The sequence below is a fragment of the Chryseobacterium sp. ERMR1:04 genome (assembly GCF_001297705.1).
GTDB lineage: Bacteria > Bacteroidota > Bacteroidia > Flavobacteriales > Weeksellaceae > Chryseobacterium.
Map to the genome: position 1 here is coordinate 123,740 of NZ_LIRF01000010.1, position 17,015 is coordinate 140,754.

Annotated in this window: 16 protein-coding genes; 8 read left to right on the top strand and 8 right to left on the bottom strand. The window is 35.5% G+C overall.

All coding sequences use genetic code 11. The features are described 5' to 3' along the window. The first annotated feature begins 3 nt into the window (after window positions 1-3). Window positions 4-1,494: a RagB/SusD family nutrient uptake outer membrane protein gene (locus AMQ68_RS24045; protein WP_054513148.1), complete on the top strand. Its 1,491-nt coding sequence runs from the start codon at window positions 4-6 to the stop codon at window positions 1,492-1,494. 106 nt (window positions 1,495-1,600) lie between these two features. Here AMQ68_RS24045 and AMQ68_RS24050 read toward each other — a convergent pair whose 3' ends face one another. Continuing rightward, window positions 1,601-2,590 carry an alpha/beta hydrolase gene (locus tag AMQ68_RS24050; protein WP_198408900.1) on the bottom strand — a complete coding sequence of 330 codons (990 nt, stop codon included), beginning with the start codon at window positions 2,588-2,590 and terminating at the stop codon, window positions 1,601-1,603. Window positions 2,591-2,641: 51 nt separating this feature from the next. Further along, complete coding sequence (locus AMQ68_RS24055; RefSeq protein ID WP_054513149.1) at window positions 2,642-3,565, bottom strand: helix-turn-helix domain-containing protein; 924 nt, start codon at window positions 3,563-3,565, stop codon at window positions 2,642-2,644. A gap of 180 nt (window positions 3,566-3,745) precedes the next feature. On the opposite strand from AMQ68_RS24055, the gene AMQ68_RS24060 reads away from it, so the two are divergent. The 3 genes from AMQ68_RS24060 (at window position 3,746) to AMQ68_RS24070 (ending at window position 7,261) form a co-directional block, all read left to right on the top strand. Then, window positions 3,746-5,275 (top strand): aldehyde dehydrogenase family protein, encoded by a 1,530-nt coding sequence (locus AMQ68_RS24060; RefSeq protein ID WP_054513150.1) that lies wholly within the window; start codon window positions 3,746-3,748, stop codon window positions 5,273-5,275. Window positions 5,276-5,542: 267 nt separating this feature from the next. After that, window positions 5,543-6,580 carry an alcohol dehydrogenase AdhP gene (gene adhP, locus AMQ68_RS24065; RefSeq protein WP_054513267.1) on the top strand — a complete coding sequence of 346 codons (1,038 nt, stop codon included), beginning with the start codon at window positions 5,543-5,545 and terminating at the stop codon, window positions 6,578-6,580. 297 nt (window positions 6,581-6,877) lie between these two features. Then, window positions 6,878-7,261, top strand: coding sequence for a DUF779 domain-containing protein (locus AMQ68_RS24070; protein ID WP_054513151.1), 384 nt, complete (start codon window positions 6,878-6,880; stop codon window positions 7,259-7,261). 363 nt (window positions 7,262-7,624) lie between these two features. Here AMQ68_RS24070 and AMQ68_RS24075 read toward each other — a convergent pair whose 3' ends face one another. Further along, window positions 7,625-8,824, bottom strand: coding sequence for a dicarboxylate/amino acid:cation symporter (locus AMQ68_RS24075; RefSeq protein ID WP_054513152.1), 1,200 nt, complete (start codon window positions 8,822-8,824; stop codon window positions 7,625-7,627). Between the two features lie 93 nt (window positions 8,825-8,917). Here AMQ68_RS24075 and AMQ68_RS24080 point away from each other — a divergent pair, with 93 nt between their 5' ends. The 3 genes from AMQ68_RS24080 (at window position 8,918) to AMQ68_RS24090 (ending at window position 10,781) form a co-directional block, all read left to right on the top strand. Continuing rightward, a complete protein-coding gene (locus AMQ68_RS24080) occupies window positions 8,918-9,838 on the top strand; it encodes a DnaJ C-terminal domain-containing protein (protein ID WP_054513153.1) in 921 nt (306 codons plus the stop codon). Window positions 9,839-9,841: 3 nt separating this feature from the next. After that, window positions 9,842-10,144, top strand: a complete 303-nt coding sequence (locus AMQ68_RS24085) for a chaperone modulator CbpM (RefSeq protein ID WP_054513154.1) — start codon at window positions 9,842-9,844, stop codon at window positions 10,142-10,144. 109 nt (window positions 10,145-10,253) lie between these two features. Then, window positions 10,254-10,781, top strand: coding sequence for a hypothetical protein (locus AMQ68_RS24090; protein WP_054513155.1), 528 nt, complete (start codon window positions 10,254-10,256; stop codon window positions 10,779-10,781). A gap of 52 nt (window positions 10,782-10,833) precedes the next feature. Here AMQ68_RS24090 and AMQ68_RS24095 read toward each other — a convergent pair whose 3' ends face one another. Both AMQ68_RS24095 and AMQ68_RS24100 read right to left on the bottom strand, forming a co-directional pair. Next, window positions 10,834-11,817, bottom strand: a complete 984-nt coding sequence (locus AMQ68_RS24095; protein WP_054513156.1) for a PLP-dependent cysteine synthase family protein — start codon at window positions 11,815-11,817, stop codon at window positions 10,834-10,836. A 458-nt stretch (window positions 11,818-12,275) separates the two neighbouring features. Continuing rightward, complete coding sequence (locus tag AMQ68_RS24100) at window positions 12,276-13,505, bottom strand: FtsX-like permease family protein (protein ID WP_054513157.1); 1,230 nt, start codon at window positions 13,503-13,505, stop codon at window positions 12,276-12,278. A gap of 4 nt (window positions 13,506-13,509) precedes the next feature. Here AMQ68_RS24100 and AMQ68_RS24105 point away from each other — a divergent pair, with 4 nt between their 5' ends. Further along, complete coding sequence (locus tag AMQ68_RS24105) at window positions 13,510-14,706, top strand: exo-beta-N-acetylmuramidase NamZ domain-containing protein (RefSeq protein WP_054513268.1); 1,197 nt, start codon at window positions 13,510-13,512, stop codon at window positions 14,704-14,706. 89 nt (window positions 14,707-14,795) lie between these two features. Here AMQ68_RS24105 and AMQ68_RS24110 read toward each other — a convergent pair whose 3' ends face one another. Genes AMQ68_RS24110 through AMQ68_RS24120 form a run of 3 tightly spaced genes read right to left on the bottom strand, consistent with a single transcriptional unit; the run spans window position 14,796 to window position 16,776 of the window. After that, window positions 14,796-15,002 carry a hypothetical protein gene (locus tag AMQ68_RS24110; RefSeq protein ID WP_054513158.1) on the bottom strand — a complete coding sequence of 69 codons (207 nt, stop codon included), beginning with the start codon at window positions 15,000-15,002 and terminating at the stop codon, window positions 14,796-14,798. Window positions 15,003-15,006: 4 nt separating this feature from the next. Beyond that, a complete protein-coding gene (locus tag AMQ68_RS24115; protein ID WP_123905781.1) occupies window positions 15,007-15,597 on the bottom strand; it encodes a DUF3575 domain-containing protein in 591 nt (196 codons plus the stop codon). Window positions 15,598-15,600: 3 nt separating this feature from the next. Then, window positions 15,601-16,776 (bottom strand): thioredoxin fold domain-containing protein, encoded by a 1,176-nt coding sequence (locus AMQ68_RS24120; RefSeq protein ID WP_054513270.1) that lies wholly within the window; start codon window positions 16,774-16,776, stop codon window positions 15,601-15,603. Window positions 16,777-17,015 lie beyond the last annotated feature (239 nt).

Here is a 17,015-nt window from a genome sequence, read left to right on the forward strand (position 1 = left end):
ATTATGAAAAAAATAATTAACATATCGATACTATCCTTACTGTCTTTTTTATCACTTCAATGCAGTGATGATAGATTTGATGTTCTTCCGAATGATCAGGATTCTCCTGAAAATATTTTTACTTCAGAATCAAACTTCAGAGTGGTGATGGATGGGGCTTATGATGCATTTAAGGGGCGTACTTATTACAATAGCGATACAGGAAGTTCTATTATACTTGGTGATGTGCTGGCAGATAATCTGATTTTAAATACACAAGGAAGACAAACCAATAAATCAGCATATGAATGGTCTTATACACCACAAACAAAAGATGTTACGAATTTGTATACGTCTGCATATAAAGTTATTTCCAGGGCAAATAATATTTTAGATAATATTAATAAAGTTCCGTATACCGATTATATGAAGAACATAGAGGCAGAAGCTAAAGCGGTAAGGGCAATTGCTCATTTTGATCTGGTGAGGGCATATGCCAAAATTCCTACGCAAAGCAATGATGCTCCATCTTCATTAGGGATAGCATATGTAAAAACTTTTAACCCTGAAATTAAACCGTCAAGAGATGCTTCTGTGACCATAACGTATGATAAAATTATTGCAGATTTACAAGACGCATTGGTTAATATTAATTCTAACAATAATACAGTTGGAAGATTAAATAAAACATCCGTTTTAGGATTTTTATCTCGTGTTTATTTATACAAAGGAGAGTATGATAAAGCCATACAATATGGGGAGCAGTGTATTACAGCATATCCATCGGTAGGAACAAAAGCAAATTTTGTTAACATTTGGAGAGATGCCAGTAATGATGGAAATTTGTTTACAATCTTAAATGCTAATTTAGATTATGACAACGTAAATGTTGGAGTAGCTTATAATCAGAACTCTGTAAATCCTGCTGGTATTCGTTCTGAGTATAATGTCAACTATGATTTATTTACGAAATATGGTAATGGAAATGACATTAGAAAAGAAGCTTATGTTCTTACAACCAATTTTGTAAATACTCAGTATAATCATGTTGTTAAATACAGATCAAGGGCGGGTTCAGCAGCTGCTCAGGTAGTAGATGTTAAATTCTTAAGATCTGCGGAGGTTTATCTTAATGTTGCGGAAGCTTATATGAAGTCATCAGCTCCTAATCAAATCAAAGCACTTCAATTGCTTAATACATTGAGAGCACAAAGATATGGGACTTCAACTTCTCCTTATATACCGGGAATAGAAACAGGAACCTCTTTATTAAATGCGATTTATTATGAAAGAAGATTAGAATTAGCATTTGAGAATGATAGATTCTGGACGATTAAAAGGTTAGGACAGGCAGTTGTAAGGTCAGACTATGGTTCAGCTGTAGATGGTGGGGGAACAGATGCTCCAACTGGAGCTTTAAAAACGCTACCCGCAAATAATTTTAGATTTGTATTACCAATTCCACAGGATGCCATCAACTTAAATCCAAACCTAGTACAAAATAACGGGTATTAAGATTTTAATTATCAGGAATTTGATAAATAAATATTTAAAGTGAATAACAAAAAACGAGACTATATTTTTATAGTCTCGTTTTTCATAGAGGTATTAAAGTGTAGTTTTAATTTTTCCAGAAGCCACTATTCTGAGCCCAAATCTTAAAAAGTTCGGGCCAAGCAGACACTTCACTCCCTTTTTTACCTAAGCCCCAGCCATGTCCTCCCGTTTGGAAAATATGCATTTCAACAGGAATATTTGCGTTTTTTAAAGCTTTATCCATTAGATAACTGTTATCTACAGGAGAAATAGGATCGTCCAAAGCTTGTGCTAAAAATGTAGGTGGAGTATGGGCATTCACTTGTTTTTCTACAGAAAAAGCAACTTCCTCTTGGGTTGTTGGCTGATTTCCTAGAATACTTTTTAAAGAATGGGTTTTATTATTGGGCGGAAGCATTGAAATCACGGGGTATATAAGTCCTGCAAAATCTGGCTTTGCAGATAAGGAATCAATAGCATCAACGGGTTTGTAAAAATTTTTGTCAAAAAGAGTAGAGGTGATGCCTGCTAAATGGCCTCCTGCTGAAAACCCTAAAATTCCAATTTTATGTTGATCTATACCGTAATGTTTGGCTAGATTACGAATGATTCGTATAGCACGTTGAGCGTCTTCAAAGGGCACTTTGGTGCTGCTCCAGTTTTCCTGAGGCAACCTATAAATGAGCTCAAATGCCGTTACTCCTTCAGATTGTAGCCAGTTAGCAGCTGGCGTACTTTCTTTTCCTAGTTCAATATGAGCATATCCGCCGCCGCTGATCACTAAAATTGCGGTCTCATTGGGATGTTGAGGTTGATGAACAATGAGCCTTGGGATAGAAACATTCGTTACAGACCCTTTGTCGCTAATGAGCTCTGAACTCCGATTTCCTCCCGCATTTGGCATATGAGATGGCCATAAATCAATTTGTTCTAAGTTAGTTTGAATGCTGAATTTTTGCCCCTTACCTTGTGCACTGATTGATGCGTTGGCAGAAAATAATAAAGCAGTAATGATCATAAATGCTCTCATCGTAATAAGCGGATAACTTAGGCTATCCTGGATGAGGTGCTGCAAAAAAGATGCAAATTTTGATGGTGGAGAAATGATTTGAACGCTAACAACAATCTACTCATTAAACGTAGTATTGTTTTGAAAACTTTTCGGAGTAATTCCTACCAATTGTTTAAAAACTCTGGTGAAATAATTGGTGTCTGAGAATCCTGTTTGATAGGCAGTTTCTTTAATGCTGTTCTGGCTCACCAATAGTTCTTTAGCCCTGTTTATTCTTTCCTGTAAAATAAATTCATTCGGAGAAGTCCCGAGCTCATCTTTAAACATTTTAAAGAAATTAGATTTGCTTACATAAGCCAACTTAGCAATACTGTCGATTGATAATTTCTGATGAAGATTATTTTTAATATAGTCAACGGCAAAACCAATTCTGGATTTATTTTTAGCAATATTTTTCTCAACCATACTTCTTGCTTGGGTTTGCATTAGCCTTATCAGGAGTTCTTTCAACGCAAAATCTGCCATAATATCTTTTTCAGAATTGTCATCCATGGCGATTCTCATGATATTGTTGGTCGCAGAAGCAAGAGATTTATTGTTAAAAAGAAAATATTCATCGAGTTGAATATTCCATTGTGAAGTTTCATCTACTTTTGGTAAATGATAATTTAAATGGTTTAAAGAGGTTTCAATAAAATCAGGATTAAGGCTTAAAGCAATGCATTGTGAGGGCGTTTCGTCGGCTTCAGGAAAATCAATGACCATGGTTTCTCCTGGGGCAACCAAAATACTTTCTCCCGGAAAATAGTCGAAATAATTGGTTTTATTATCCAGCTTCATATGTTTTTTACCACGGAGCATCGCTGTAAAAGCAATATTTTCAAAATGAAGTTTTACGTCAAAAGCGGTTTTATGGGTTTCATAGATACTAAATTCACAGTTGTTTAGATTGAATTTCGTTTGATTTTCAATGAGGTTTAAAAGCTGATTTTCCTTCTTTAATTCAGGAGTATTTAATAAAAATTTATTATTATTCATTTCTAAACATTTTTTGTTGCCTCTTCTTTCAAATATAGAAATTAAAATGCGATACAGTTGTTAATAAAACTATAAAATTAAGCCTCTGCACTATTGTGATGCTTTTTTATACGATTGTGCTATAGGGTTCTCAGAGGTAAGTGTAATTTGGTTGTACAGAAAAATTAAAATTATACTAATATGAGCACTATTACAGAAAAAAAATCAGGTACTATTTTAGACTGGCCTGAATTCAAAAGCAAATATGATAACTATATTGACGGAAAATTTACTGCTCCGGTTAATGGACAATATTTTAATGTAGTCTCTCCAATTGACGGAAAAAATTTCACACAGGCAGCGCACTCCTCTAAAGAAGATTTAGAATTGGCTGTAAATGCGGCCGACAAAGCTTTTCAAACGTGGAAAAACACATCTTCTACAGAAAGAAGTATTATTTTAAATAAAATCGCAGACAGAATAGAGCAAAATTTAGAATATCTGGCGACCGTTGAAACAATTGATAACGGTAAAGCGGTAAGAGAAACATTGGCGGCAGATTTACCTTTGGTGGTAGATCATTTCAGGTATTTCGCGTCTGTTATCCGTGCTGATGAAGGATCTCATAACGAGTTAGATAAAGATACCGTTTCTTTGATCGTTCATGAGCCGTTGGGAGTCATTGCTCAAATCATTCCTTGGAATTTTCCTTTATTAATGGCAGTTTGGAAACTTGCTCCGGCATTAGCAGCAGGGAATTGCGTCGTGTTGAAGCCTGCAGAAAGCACCCCGATTTCTATTATTGTTTTAATGGAAGTGATAGGAGATTTGTTGCCGGCAGGCGTTATCAATATTGTTAATGGTTTCGGTGCAGAATTGGGAAGAGCGTTGGTTACAAATCCAAAAGTGAATAAAGCAGCATTTACAGGTTCTACGGCGACAGGCCGTTTGGTAATGCAGTATGCGACAGAAAATATCATTCCGGTGACGTTGGAATTAGGGGGTAAATCTCCAAATGTTTTCTTCAGTTCAGTGATGGATGCAGACGATGCATTTTTAGATAAAGCCATTGAAGGTGCTGTTCTTTTTGCGCTAAATCAGGGTGAAATTTGTACGTGTCCGTCAAGATTATTGGTTCAGGAAGATATTGCAGATGCGTTTATTGCTAAAGTGATAGAAAGGGTAAAAGCTATTAAAGTAGGAAATCCTTTAGATAAAACAGTGATGATGGGCGCTCAGGCTTCTCAGATTCAAAAAGATAAAATCCTTTCATACATCAAATTAGGAAAAGAAGAAGGTGCAGAAGTGCTTGTGGGAGGTGATGTAAACAATGTGGGGGAAGGTTTGGAAGAGGGATACTATATCCAGCCGACAATTTTCAAAGGAAATAACAGAATGAGAATCTTTCAGGAAGAGATTTTCGGTCCTGTGTTGGCGTTTACAACGTTTAAAGATGAAGAAGAGGGAATCAAAATTGCCAACGATACCATTTATGGTCTTGGAGCCGGAGTCTGGACAAGAGATGCGCATCAGTTATACAATGTTCCTCGTAAGATCCAGGCGGGTAGAGTTTGGGTAAATCAATACCATTCTTATCCTGCTGGAGCGCCTTTCGGAGGATATAAACAGTCTGGAATTGGTAGAGAAAACCACAAAATGATGTTAGATCATTATCGCCAGACCAAAAACATGTTGATTTCTTACAACAAAAATAAATTAGGTTTCTTTTAATTTTAAATATTAGGGCGTGCCCGTTTGCCTCAGCTTAGGCCGAGGCAAAACGGTCGGGCTATCCAAGGCTCCACTTCGTTTCGGTGCTCCGTTTCACTTCGCACCGGCTCGTTCCTCGCCGCCCTTCCTATCCCTCACGCGAAAAAACTACTTTTTTCCCTTATCCGACATTTTTCGGGTGAGCAGGAGATTTTATGAGCCTTGACAAGGCTTCCAAGAAAAAGCAAAAAAGCAAACAAAAAACTAACTCAAAAAAATCAAAATAGTATGATTCCAAAAACAATGAAAGCTGCAGTTGTTCAAGGGTACGGACAACCGCTACAAATCCAAGAAGTTCCTGTAAAAGTACCGGGAAGATATGAAGTACTCGTAAAAGTAATTGCGTGTGGAGTTTGCCATACAGATTTACATGCAGTAGATGGCGACTGGCCGGCAAAACCCAAAATGCCATTAATTCCAGGACACGAAGGAGTCGGAATTGTCGTAGCGTGTGGACCGGAAGCCATGGTGAAAGAAGGAGATGCAGTGGGAGTTCCATGGTTATATTCTGCTTGTGGATGTTGCGACTACTGTATCACAGGCTGGGAAACATTGTGTCATGCTCAACAGAATGGCGGATATAGCGTCGATGGTGGTTTTGCAGAATATGTGATTGCAGATTCAAGATATGTGGGACATTTAAAATCGGATGTTAACTTTTTAGAAATTGCCCCAATTCTTTGTGCAGGAGTAACGGTTTATAAAGGATTAAAAGAAACAGAAACAAAACCGGGAGAATGGGTAGCCATTTCAGGAATTGGTGGATTAGGGCACGTTGCTGTACAATATGCAAAAGCAATGGGAATGCACGTTGCAGCGATTGATGTATCAGATGATAAATTGGCATTGGCTAAAAAATTAGGAGCAGATTTAGTGGTCAATGCAAAAAACACAGATCCTGGAGAATATCTACATAAGGAAGTCGGCGGAATGCACGGCGCATTGATCACAGCGGTTTCTCCTATCGCATTCAAACAGGGAATTGATGTGTTGAGAAGAAAAGGAACAATTGCTCTGAATGGACTTCCTCCCGGATCTTTTGAACTTCCAATTTTTGAAACAGTATTGAAAAGAATTACGGTAAGAGGTTCCATTGTTGGGACAAGAAAAGATCTTCAGGAAGCATTAGATTTTGCCAATGAAGGATTGGTAAAAGCAACCGTAACTTCTGCAAAACTGGAAGATATCAACGAAGTTTTCGATAAAATGAAAGCAGGACAGATCGATGGTAGAATCGTTCTTGATATTGCAGGAAGTGCAAGTTAAATTATAATGGGTTTAATGAAGTCCGGTAGAGTTTTTCTCCGGACTTTTCTTTAACTTTATATGTGGAAAATGTGACATAGGAAAATGAAGCGTTAATAAAATTAAAAATTCATCCGTTAAAAAATTTCCACTGTTTGAGTGCGGGATCAAACTTTGAACCGAAGAACAACAATTAAATCCGCACGAGTTTTGGGAATTTTAGGATTAACTTTTAATTTTTAGCGTAAGTTTCCAAGTCTTGAACTTTTGGTTCTTTTACTTCAAGGTAAAAGAACGAATAATTAATAATTATAAAAAATGCAAACCAAAATATCCAGAGTATCCGTCACAGAAAAGGCACTAGAAGTAATCTGGGAGTTAGAAAAAAAATATGGTGAACTCATGTTTTACCAAGCCGGAGGATGTTGTGAAGGTACTCAGCCTCAATGTTTCGAAAAAGGAGGTTTTTTCCCAAGAATGAACGATGCTATGATAGGAACCATCAATGGTCACGAATTCTGGATCGATCGCGATTTATTTGAATACTGGAAATACTCTCACTTTACGTTAGATGTTGTGGATGGTTTCGGACCGGGCGGGTTTTCATTAGAAACTCCTTTAGGGAAAACATTTAAAGTAGAATATAAACTTTTTACCCCTGAAGAATTCGAAAACCTAGAACCCGTAAAACGTAGTGAATAAAAGTTTGATATATTGTATTGAAGAATCTGCGTCATCTGCAAAATCTGCGAGAAAAAAAGACGATTCAAATTATTTGTGAAAACTAGTGAAAAATATTCGTGTAATTTATGTTTAATCTATAACACAATAAATTTGTGAAAATCTGCGGCTGAAAAAAACTCTCGCAGATTTGGCAGATAACGCAGATGTTTGCGTTTAAATTATTTGTGCAAATTCGTGAAAAAAGATTCGTGTCATTCGTGTTTAATCTGCGAAACAAAATCATCTATGTTTAAAAACTCTCCCGCAGATTTATAGCAGATAACGCAGATGTTTGTGTTTAACCTAAAAAAAAGGAGGTTAAAATTGTGTTTAAATAAAACATCAAGTCTTGACAAACCGATTCACAAACATCGAAGCAACAACCTGTCCAACTGCATTTAAAACGGTTGCTAAAGGATCAACCAATGTTCCGATAATCATTACAGCTGGAATCGCTTCCTGAGGTAATTTATACACAGAGATCATCAGCATTTCGCCAATATATCCACCGTTCGGAATTCCTCCTGCAACGATACTTACAAAAACGGTAATTCCTAATGCTAACAAGAGATTTGTCGGTTCAAAAAAATCTCTGCCAATAATTAAGAAGGCCACGTAAATTTTAATGATCGAAGACATAGAAGATCCATTCTTATGCAAAGTGGTCCCGATAGGAATCACAAGATTCGCAATAGAACTTGGAACACCAATTTTTGAGGCTGCCTGTAAATTAGCAGGCATTGTGGCAAAGCTGCTGCAAGTACTTAGTGCAGTTAAGCTTGGATAAATTGCATTTTTCCAGAAACTCTTGATACCATTTTGTCCGTTTGCCATAAAAGCATAGAGTGAGAAAAACACGAAGAAATAAACAATTCCTGCAATATAATATAAACCTAAAGGTTTCGCATAAAATCCAAAAAGCTGAGGTCCTAAGGTGGCTACCTGATAGGCAAAATAAGCACCCAACCCAATCGGTGCAATTTTCATAATCAATAAAAGTAATTCTTTCATTACCTCATATCCGGAGGCAAGAAAAACTCTGAAGGGCTGCCCTTGTTCACCTGCTTTTCTGGCTGCAAATCCTGTCATAAAAGCAAAAATTAAGAGCGCCAACATATTTTGTCTTGAAAAAAGCTGGGTAAATTCTCCTACGGTAAAGAAACCTACAATTCTATTTCCCCAACTGTCATTATTGGCTGCTTCTTCTACAATTTCCTTGCTTCCCGAAACTCCCGAAACAGGAAATAAATAAACAACACAGATGGTAAAAATAGCTGCCGTTAAAATGAAGAACAGGAAGGTAAAAATCATGGTCAACATTATTTTTCCAAACTTCGACTGCTGTTCCAAAGAAGCAATAGAATTAGAAACGGCAAAAAAGACTAATGGAACTACACTCACAAAAAGGAGATTAAGGAAAATATCTCCCACAGGTTTTATATAATCTACAAAATGGGGCGCAATAATTCCGATAATACTTCCTACAGTGATTCCGATGAGTAAAAATATAATTCCGGAGTAGTTTTTAAATACTTCTTTCATCCATGTTTTTTATCAAAGATAGTTTTATTTTTAACATCCTATTATTTTATTTTCAGGCATAAATTTGTTAAATTTGAGTAAATAATCGTTTTTATGGCTTATATAGATTACTATAAAATTTTAGGCGTAGATAAAAGCGCAACGCAGGATGATATCAAAAAAGCGTACCGAAAGCAGGCGAGAAAACTCCATCCTGATCTTAATCCCAACGACAAAGAAGCAGAGATAAAATTCAAAGAGCTGAATGAAGCCAATGAAGTTCTCAGTAATCCGGAAAATCGTACCAAGTATGATAAATATGGAGAACACTGGAAGCATGGCGAAGAATACGAAAAAGCACAGCAACAGCAAAGACAGCAATCTCAAAGTCAGGGCGGACATTATGGAGGCAGATCTTCGGGTGCTGACTTTGGAGAAGGTGAAGATTTTTCAGACTTTTTCCAAGATATGTTTGGTGGAGCAGGCGGTGGTTTTGGTAAGAGCTCGCGAGGAAGTGCTTCCGGAAAATTCAAAGGGCAGGATGTGCATGCAGAATTAACTTTAAATTTAAGAGATGCCGCAACAACGCACCCTCAGACTTTTGATATTAACGGCAAGAAAGTAAGAATTACCATTCCTGCGGGAGTATATGACGGACAGCAAATCAAGCTCAAAGGTCACGGAAGCCCAGGGTATAACGGAGGTCCAAATGGTGATCTGTACATTACTTTCAACATCAATTCAGATCCTGATTTTGAAAGAGTGGGAGATGATTTAAAAACTAAAGTGACCATTGATTTGTATACGGCAGTTCTTGGTGGTGATGTACAGGTAAATACATTGGATGGAAGTGTTAACCTGAAGGTAAAACCTGAAACCCAAAGCGGAGTTACGGTAAGACTGAAAGGGAAAGGTTTTCCGGTGTATAAAAAAGAAGGACAGTTTGGAGATTTATTTGTGACTTACGAAGTGAAGTTGCCAACAAATCTTACCGAGAAACAGAAAGAACTTTTCGAACAACTTAAAAACGCCTAAGTCATGGATGAAAAAATATCGCGAGAAGAACTCGTAAAAATATACAATATAGAGATCACTTTTTTTGATGAGCTGGTAGATTCTGGTTTGTTACATATTCAGACTGAAAATGAAATTCGATATCTGATGTATGAAGATCTTCCTGTTTTTGAGAAATTTGCCAACTGGCATTATGATCTGGAGATTAATCTTCCGGGGTTAGAAGTCATTCATGATATGCTTCGAAAAATGGAAGATTTAAAACGCAAAAACCGTGAATTAATGATCAAGCTTTCCGGAATAAGTGCTCATTATGAAGATATTTAGTTTTATCAAAATTTAATGCAAAAAGAAGCTACGAAGGGACGACCTAGCTGAGGATCGGATGAAAATCCTATCTTTGCAAATCGTAAAGCAAATTAAATTTTCATAAAAAATGAACGGAGATAAAATTATTAAGTTGAACGTAAACAGAAAGTATTTTGAGGAGATTTATTTCAGCGGTAATCAGGGAAGTTTATTTTTTTCACAGACCACTAAAGGAAAAACAGTGACAACCATTGTTGTAGGTTTAATTTTACTGATCTTATTTTGTTTTAAAGGTGATCTAAGCAAAGAGAAGTTTGGAATTTTATATTTCGTAAGTTTTCTATTTTTGCTTTGTACGGTTTATCTTTCTTTGAGCATAAATAAAGTTTCGAGATGGAAAAAAGATGTCAATAAATATTTAAAATCATTGGAAGATTCTAAAATCTATGAGATTAGATTCAATGATGAAATTTTTAATGTCAATCTTAATGGTCAGGAAGAATTGAGTAAATGGGAAGATTTTAAATATTTCGATAGCAATAATGAATTTATTTCTCTGGAAGGAAAATTCAACTATATGTTTCCACGAAAATCAATGAGTGAGAAAGATTACAGCGTATTAAAGCAAGTACTTAAGAAAAATATAAAGGAATAAAAAAATCAGAGTAAACATTTACTCTGATTTTTGTTTTTATGATGGAGATTGATTAATCTAGCCAACCCATTTCTTTCATCCATTCGTCGTTGTAGACTTTTCCTACATATCTTGAACCGTGATCGTGTAAAAGAACAACAATTACATCATCTTTCGTAAACTGATCTTTCATCTGAATTAAAGAAGCAATAGCGCTTCCTGCAGAATATCCACAGAAAATTCCTTCTTCTTTAGCCAGTTTTCTAGCGTAGATCGCACCGTCTTTATCCGTTACTTTCTCAAAATGATCAATGATCGACATATCATAGTTTTCAGGAATGATATCCTCACCAATTCCTTCTGTGATATACGTGTAAGCATGGTCATAATGAAGCTCACCCGTTTCGTGGAATTCTTTCAAAATAGAACCGTACGTATCTACACCAATTATTTTGATGTTCGGATTTTTCTCCTTGAAGAACATTCCGCAACCTGTAACAGTACCTCCAGTTCCGGCTCCAGCTACAAAGTGAGTTAATTGACCGTCTGTCTGTTCCCAGATTTCAGGAGCAGTAGACTCGTAATGAGCGGTTCTGTTAGATAAATTATCGTATTGGTTAACGTACCATCCGTTTTCTGTTTCAGTAGCCAATCTTTTAGAAACTGAATAATAAGAACGTGGATCTGTAGGTTTTACGTCTGTAGGACAAACGATTACCTCAGCACCTACGGCACGAAGAATATCACATTTTTCTTTAGACTGTTTAGAGTTGGTCACAAAAATACATTTGTAACCTTTGATGATTGCTGCAAGAGCCAACCCCATCCCCGTATTTCCAGAAGTCCCTTCAATAATGGTTCCTCCGGGTTTTAATCTTCCGTCTTTTTCTGCATCTTCAATCATTTTAAGAGCCATTCTGTCTTTCACCGAGTTCCCTGGGTTGAATGTCTCTACTTTTGCTAAAACTAATGCCGGGAAATCTTCTCCTAAAACTTTATTAAGCTTTACTAGTGGCGTATTTCCTATAGTTTCAAGAATGTTTTTTGCGTATTTCATAATTGGTTTTATAAGCCGTGCAAAGATACAGCTTTCAAATAATTAACAATTATGATTTGAGTATAATTAATCCGTGAATTGTCAAATGGTAATAGTGAATTTTACAAACGAACCTGGAAAACTGATAATGAAATTAATTGACAATTCTTTATTGATTATTTTTATTTTTTGAAGCTTTTTCCCGCTTTCCATTGCAATCTTTTTTTTCAAAAAAGGATTTTCATTATAATCGGGGCTAGGGTATTGGTCGTTGTCAGAGATAGTTGTCTTTGCGAGGAGCACAGCGACGAAGCAATCTCACCATTATTTGAAAGCACAACAACTATCATCCTCTTTGTCATTCCGTAGGAATCTCAACAGTTGAAAGGCTAATGCGAGTCTAGATTCCTCCGGAATGACAAACTTTATGTAGAGTAAAATTCACAATTGACTAGCGAAGCTAAATTCACAATTCACCTTTAATTATACTTAATCGCCTTCACCGGAGAAATCTTGCTAATCAAATAACTTGGAATGATCAATGCCAATCCTGAAATAATCAAAATCCCCACTGAAATTGAAATAATAGCAATCGGATTTAAATCTACAGGAACTGTGCTTACGTAATAATTTTCAGGGTTCAGTTTAATGATTCCGAAGAACTTTTGTAACAATATCAAACCAATTCCAATAACGTTTCCATATAAAAGTCCGGGCACCATGATAATCAAAGTATAATTTATAAAAGTAGCCCGTATCTGAGAATTGCTTGCTCCCAACGTTTTAAGCAAACCAATAGAATTTGTTCTTTCAATGATCAGAATTAAAAGCACCATGATGATATTAATAACCACTACAATCAGCATGATCACGATGATCAAAGCGATATTGGTATCGAAAATGCTGATCCAATCTGTTATTTGAGGGAATTTTTCCGTTGCTTTTTCTGCGTAGTTTTTATAACCTATCAGGCCTTCGATTTCAGGGAAATCACTGTCAATATCATTTACGTTTTTCAGGAAAATATCAATTCCACCTATTTCATTAGGTTTCATATCCTGAATTTTTCTCACATGATTAATTCCGCCAATGACAAACTGTTCGTCAATCATTTTAATGTCAGTCTTATAAATTCCGACCACTTCAAATTTTCTATAAATAGGCTTTTGATCTGCTTTTGAAAAAATGGTAACAATACTGTCTTTTAATTTTAAATGGAGATCATTGGCTATTTTTTGAGAAATCGTAACGCCATTATTGTATCCTACTTCTGTAATTTTTGGAGTTCTTCCGGCAACCAGGAATTTTTTAAATCGTAAACTGTCAAAATCTTTTCCAATTCCTTTAAAGATAATTCCGGCAAAATTATGCTCGTTACGCATGATTCCTGTTACCATGGCGTATTCCTGAACCGATTCTACATCGGGGAGTTCTTTTATTTTAGGAATATCTAATCCCTGATTATCAAGAACCGAAGTGTTATAAGAAGAGTTAGATCGTGTGGATTTTACCGTAATGTGTCCGTTGAAATCTGCTAGTCTCTCTTTAATCGCTTTCTTCGAACCAAAACCTGTGGAAACCGTTATCAATGAAACGATAATTCCTAAAGCCACAGAAAGTCTGCCTATGAAGATGATAACCCTCGAAAGGTTATTTTTGTTATCTTTGGAAAACGCTATTTTTCTAGAGAAATATAAAGGAAATTTCAAGCTTATGAATTTAGATTTCAAAATTAAAAATTTACTTCTTATTTGCCTAATTTTTTTAGGTGTATTCAATCAATATTATTCTCAGAAGCCAAATAATGATGGTTTTAAAACCGGAGCAGACCGCCCGGAAGTTTATTTACCCTTATTAAAGAATAAAACAGTGGGTATTGTCACCAATCAAACAGGCTTGATGAGTGATAAAACCTATCTGGTAGATTTTTTGGTTAAAAATAATATTAAAATTAAAGCCATCTTTGCTCCTGAACATGGTTTTAGAGGAGATGCTGACGCAGGTGAGAAAGTGAAAAATGGGGTAGATGTAAAAACAGGAATTCCGATTGTTTCTTTATACGCGAATAATAAAAAACCAAAGCCGGAGCAGCTAAAAGGGATTGATATCGTAATTTTTGATATTCAGGATGTTGGTGCCAGATTCTATACTTATATTTCTACTTTAACCTATTTAATGGAAGCGGGAGCAGAAAATAATGTTGAGATCATGGTTCTAGACCGTCCAAATCCGCATGATGGGTATACAGACGGACCGGTTTTAAAGAAAAAATGGTCCACTTTTGTAGGAATGCATGAAGTTCCTGTAGTCTATGGATTGACAATTGGGGAATACGGAAAAATGGTGAATGGAGAAAAGTGGCTGAAAAATGGAGTTCAGGCAAAATATACTTTGATCCAGATGCAAAATTATCATAAGAAAAAGCGTTACCCAATTCTAGATAAGCCATCACCGAATCTACCGAACGATAAATCAATTAACTTATATCCAAGTTTATGCTTTTTTGAGGGAACTCAGGTTTCGGTAGGAAGAGGAACAGATTTGCCTTTTCAAATTTACGGATCGCCTTGGACGAAAGATCTGCCTTATCAGTTTACTCCAAAACCGAATTTTGGGGCTAAAGATCCTTTCTTAAACGGTAAACTATGTTATGGTGAAAACCTTTCCAATTATTCAACAGATTTAAGAGAAATAAATTTAGAATGGGTGATTAAAGCATATAAAAACTATAAAAACCCACAACAGGATTTTTTCCTTAAGAATTTATGGTTTGATACGTTGGCAGGAACTGATGAGTTGAGAAAGCAAATCATTTCCGGAAAATCAATCAAAGAGATCAAAGAATCCTGGAAACCGGATTTAGAGAAATTCGAAAAAATAAGAACGAAATACGTTGTTTACGAAAACTAGTGTTGGTGAATTGTCAATCTGCTGCGCTAGTCAATGGTCAATTTTAAAATTCACAAGCGTAGCGGATTGACAATTTACAATTCACTTTTTTAATCAAAATCAGGCGGCGGAGTTTTGTCATCTTTACCTTTATTCAAGATGAAAAGTCCAATTGTTAAACCAATAACACCTGCAGCTGCTATCATCAAAGCACTTTGTAATTTATCAGCCTGTTCATTTCCTATAAAATTCATTAAAAACAGAATGACGAAAGTAATAACTGAAATGATAATATGGTTTTTTCCGAAAAGTTTCATTGTATTATTTTAATTTATAAGAAATCATGATACCACCTCTGTAAGGAATTAGCTCGCCGCTTTTATTCCAACCTTCTGCTCCGTCATATCTGATAAAACTATCTGGTGGAACGTTTTCGTATCCATGATAAGATCCTTGAGAAGTTCCTCCACCCAAATAAACATCAATATTCCATCTTTCTTTCCATTGAAACTGGTAACCAACAGTAGCTCCAAGCATTAGGTTAAATCCGCGTTGGAATTTATCAGTTCCACTATAATTCCATTTGGTAAGATCAAATACTCCTGCCCCGGCATTTACTCCCAAATACCAGTGTTTAAAGGCTTCTTGGAAATAATATCTTCCTTCCAAATGGGCCATATAAACTTGTGCATGTCTTCCTGCAAAAGATTTCCAGGGAGAAGCAAAAACGTCCCCTTGTAAAGTGTATTTTCTGCTTAACTGATATTCTAAGCCTAAATTCAACATTCCCACAGGAAGAAATAAAGCATTACCTTTTATATACAGGCCTTTTTCATTTTCCTGCTCCTGTGCGCTTAGATTTCCTATTAAAAATAAGGTTAGAAATCCTGTAAGAAATTTATTTTTCAACATTTGTTATTTTATTTGTTTTAATAACGCTTCTGCTAGAGTAGAATCTTTTTGTGACTGAGATGCTATTGTTTTAGACATTTCAGCGTATGTTTTTGCCATCTCATTATTTCCTGTTAAGAAATAAAGTCTGGCCAAAATATAGGTGTTTTCTGAAGTTTCACCTCTCATGACAGATTTTTCTGCCCATTCCAACCCTTTCTTTAAAGATGATGGAGTTTTGATTTGCTCAGAGAAAACCCATGCTGCTTTCAATAGCTCATTCGGTTCAAAAGAATCTGAATTTTTATAATATTCTAAAGCTGCTTTTTCGTATTCCGGAAAATTAGCGTTCTGTTCGTAGTAGCTTAATTTTGTTTGATTAAGTTTAACCTCAGCATCATATTTTCCCACCAGAGGTTCAGCTGTTTTCATGAAATACTCTTCATTGATTCTTTTGTTTTTATCATCAATGGATTGCTCAACCACTTTAGATAATATCAATTGATTATCAAATTGTTTGTAGGTATCTTCTGGAAGAAATTTAATAATGTCTGCTTTTTTAGACACAAATACTTTATAGTTCGGTTCCTCGGTAGATTTTAAAAAGAATAATAAAAATCCGATGTCATCTTTTGATAATTCATCTGTTTTCTTTTTCGTTTCAAAATATCTTTCTGAGGCTTTTCTTGCGAAATCAAAATCAGATGATGAATTCAGTTTCATAATGTTGATCAAGAATTCAGGATCTTTTTCTCCTTTTGCAAAACGCTCTTTTAGGGAACCTTTTTTATTATTGGGTGAATTTATTTCCTTGGCCATAGATACGAACATATCTCCTTCCATATAACCGGAATTTTGAGAAACCAATTCTCCATCCCCATTTAAAAATAAGTAAGTAGGATAAGAGCGAACCCCATATTTCATGGCAATTTCTCTCCCTTCTCCTTTCTCCATATCGAATCTTGCATTCACAAAACTGGAATTGTAATAATCCCCAACAGATTTTTGAGTGAATATATTTTTTTCCATCATTTTACAAGGGCCACACCAAGAAGTATACGCATCAAGAAAAATGAGTTTATTGTCTTTCTTTGCCTTTGCAATAAGATCTTTGAATGGTAGGTCCTGAAACTGTATTGCTTCCTGAGCAAACGTAATGATGGAGGTAAATAAAAATAATCCAGAGATGATCTTCTTCATTTTTTGAAATAAAATTAAAAAAGCGAATATACTTATTTTCAACGTAAATAAATGAGGAATAGTATTGAAAGTATGGCCTATTTTTATATTTTTAAATGAAATCTGACCCATAAAATGGTATAACATCTTAGTGATAAAGAGAAGAATAATCAATCTGTTTCTTTTATTGATAATTACTGACTATTTATTTTTAATCAAAAAAAAATTGAAAGTAAACTGAAAAACCGCCTTTGGGAGAG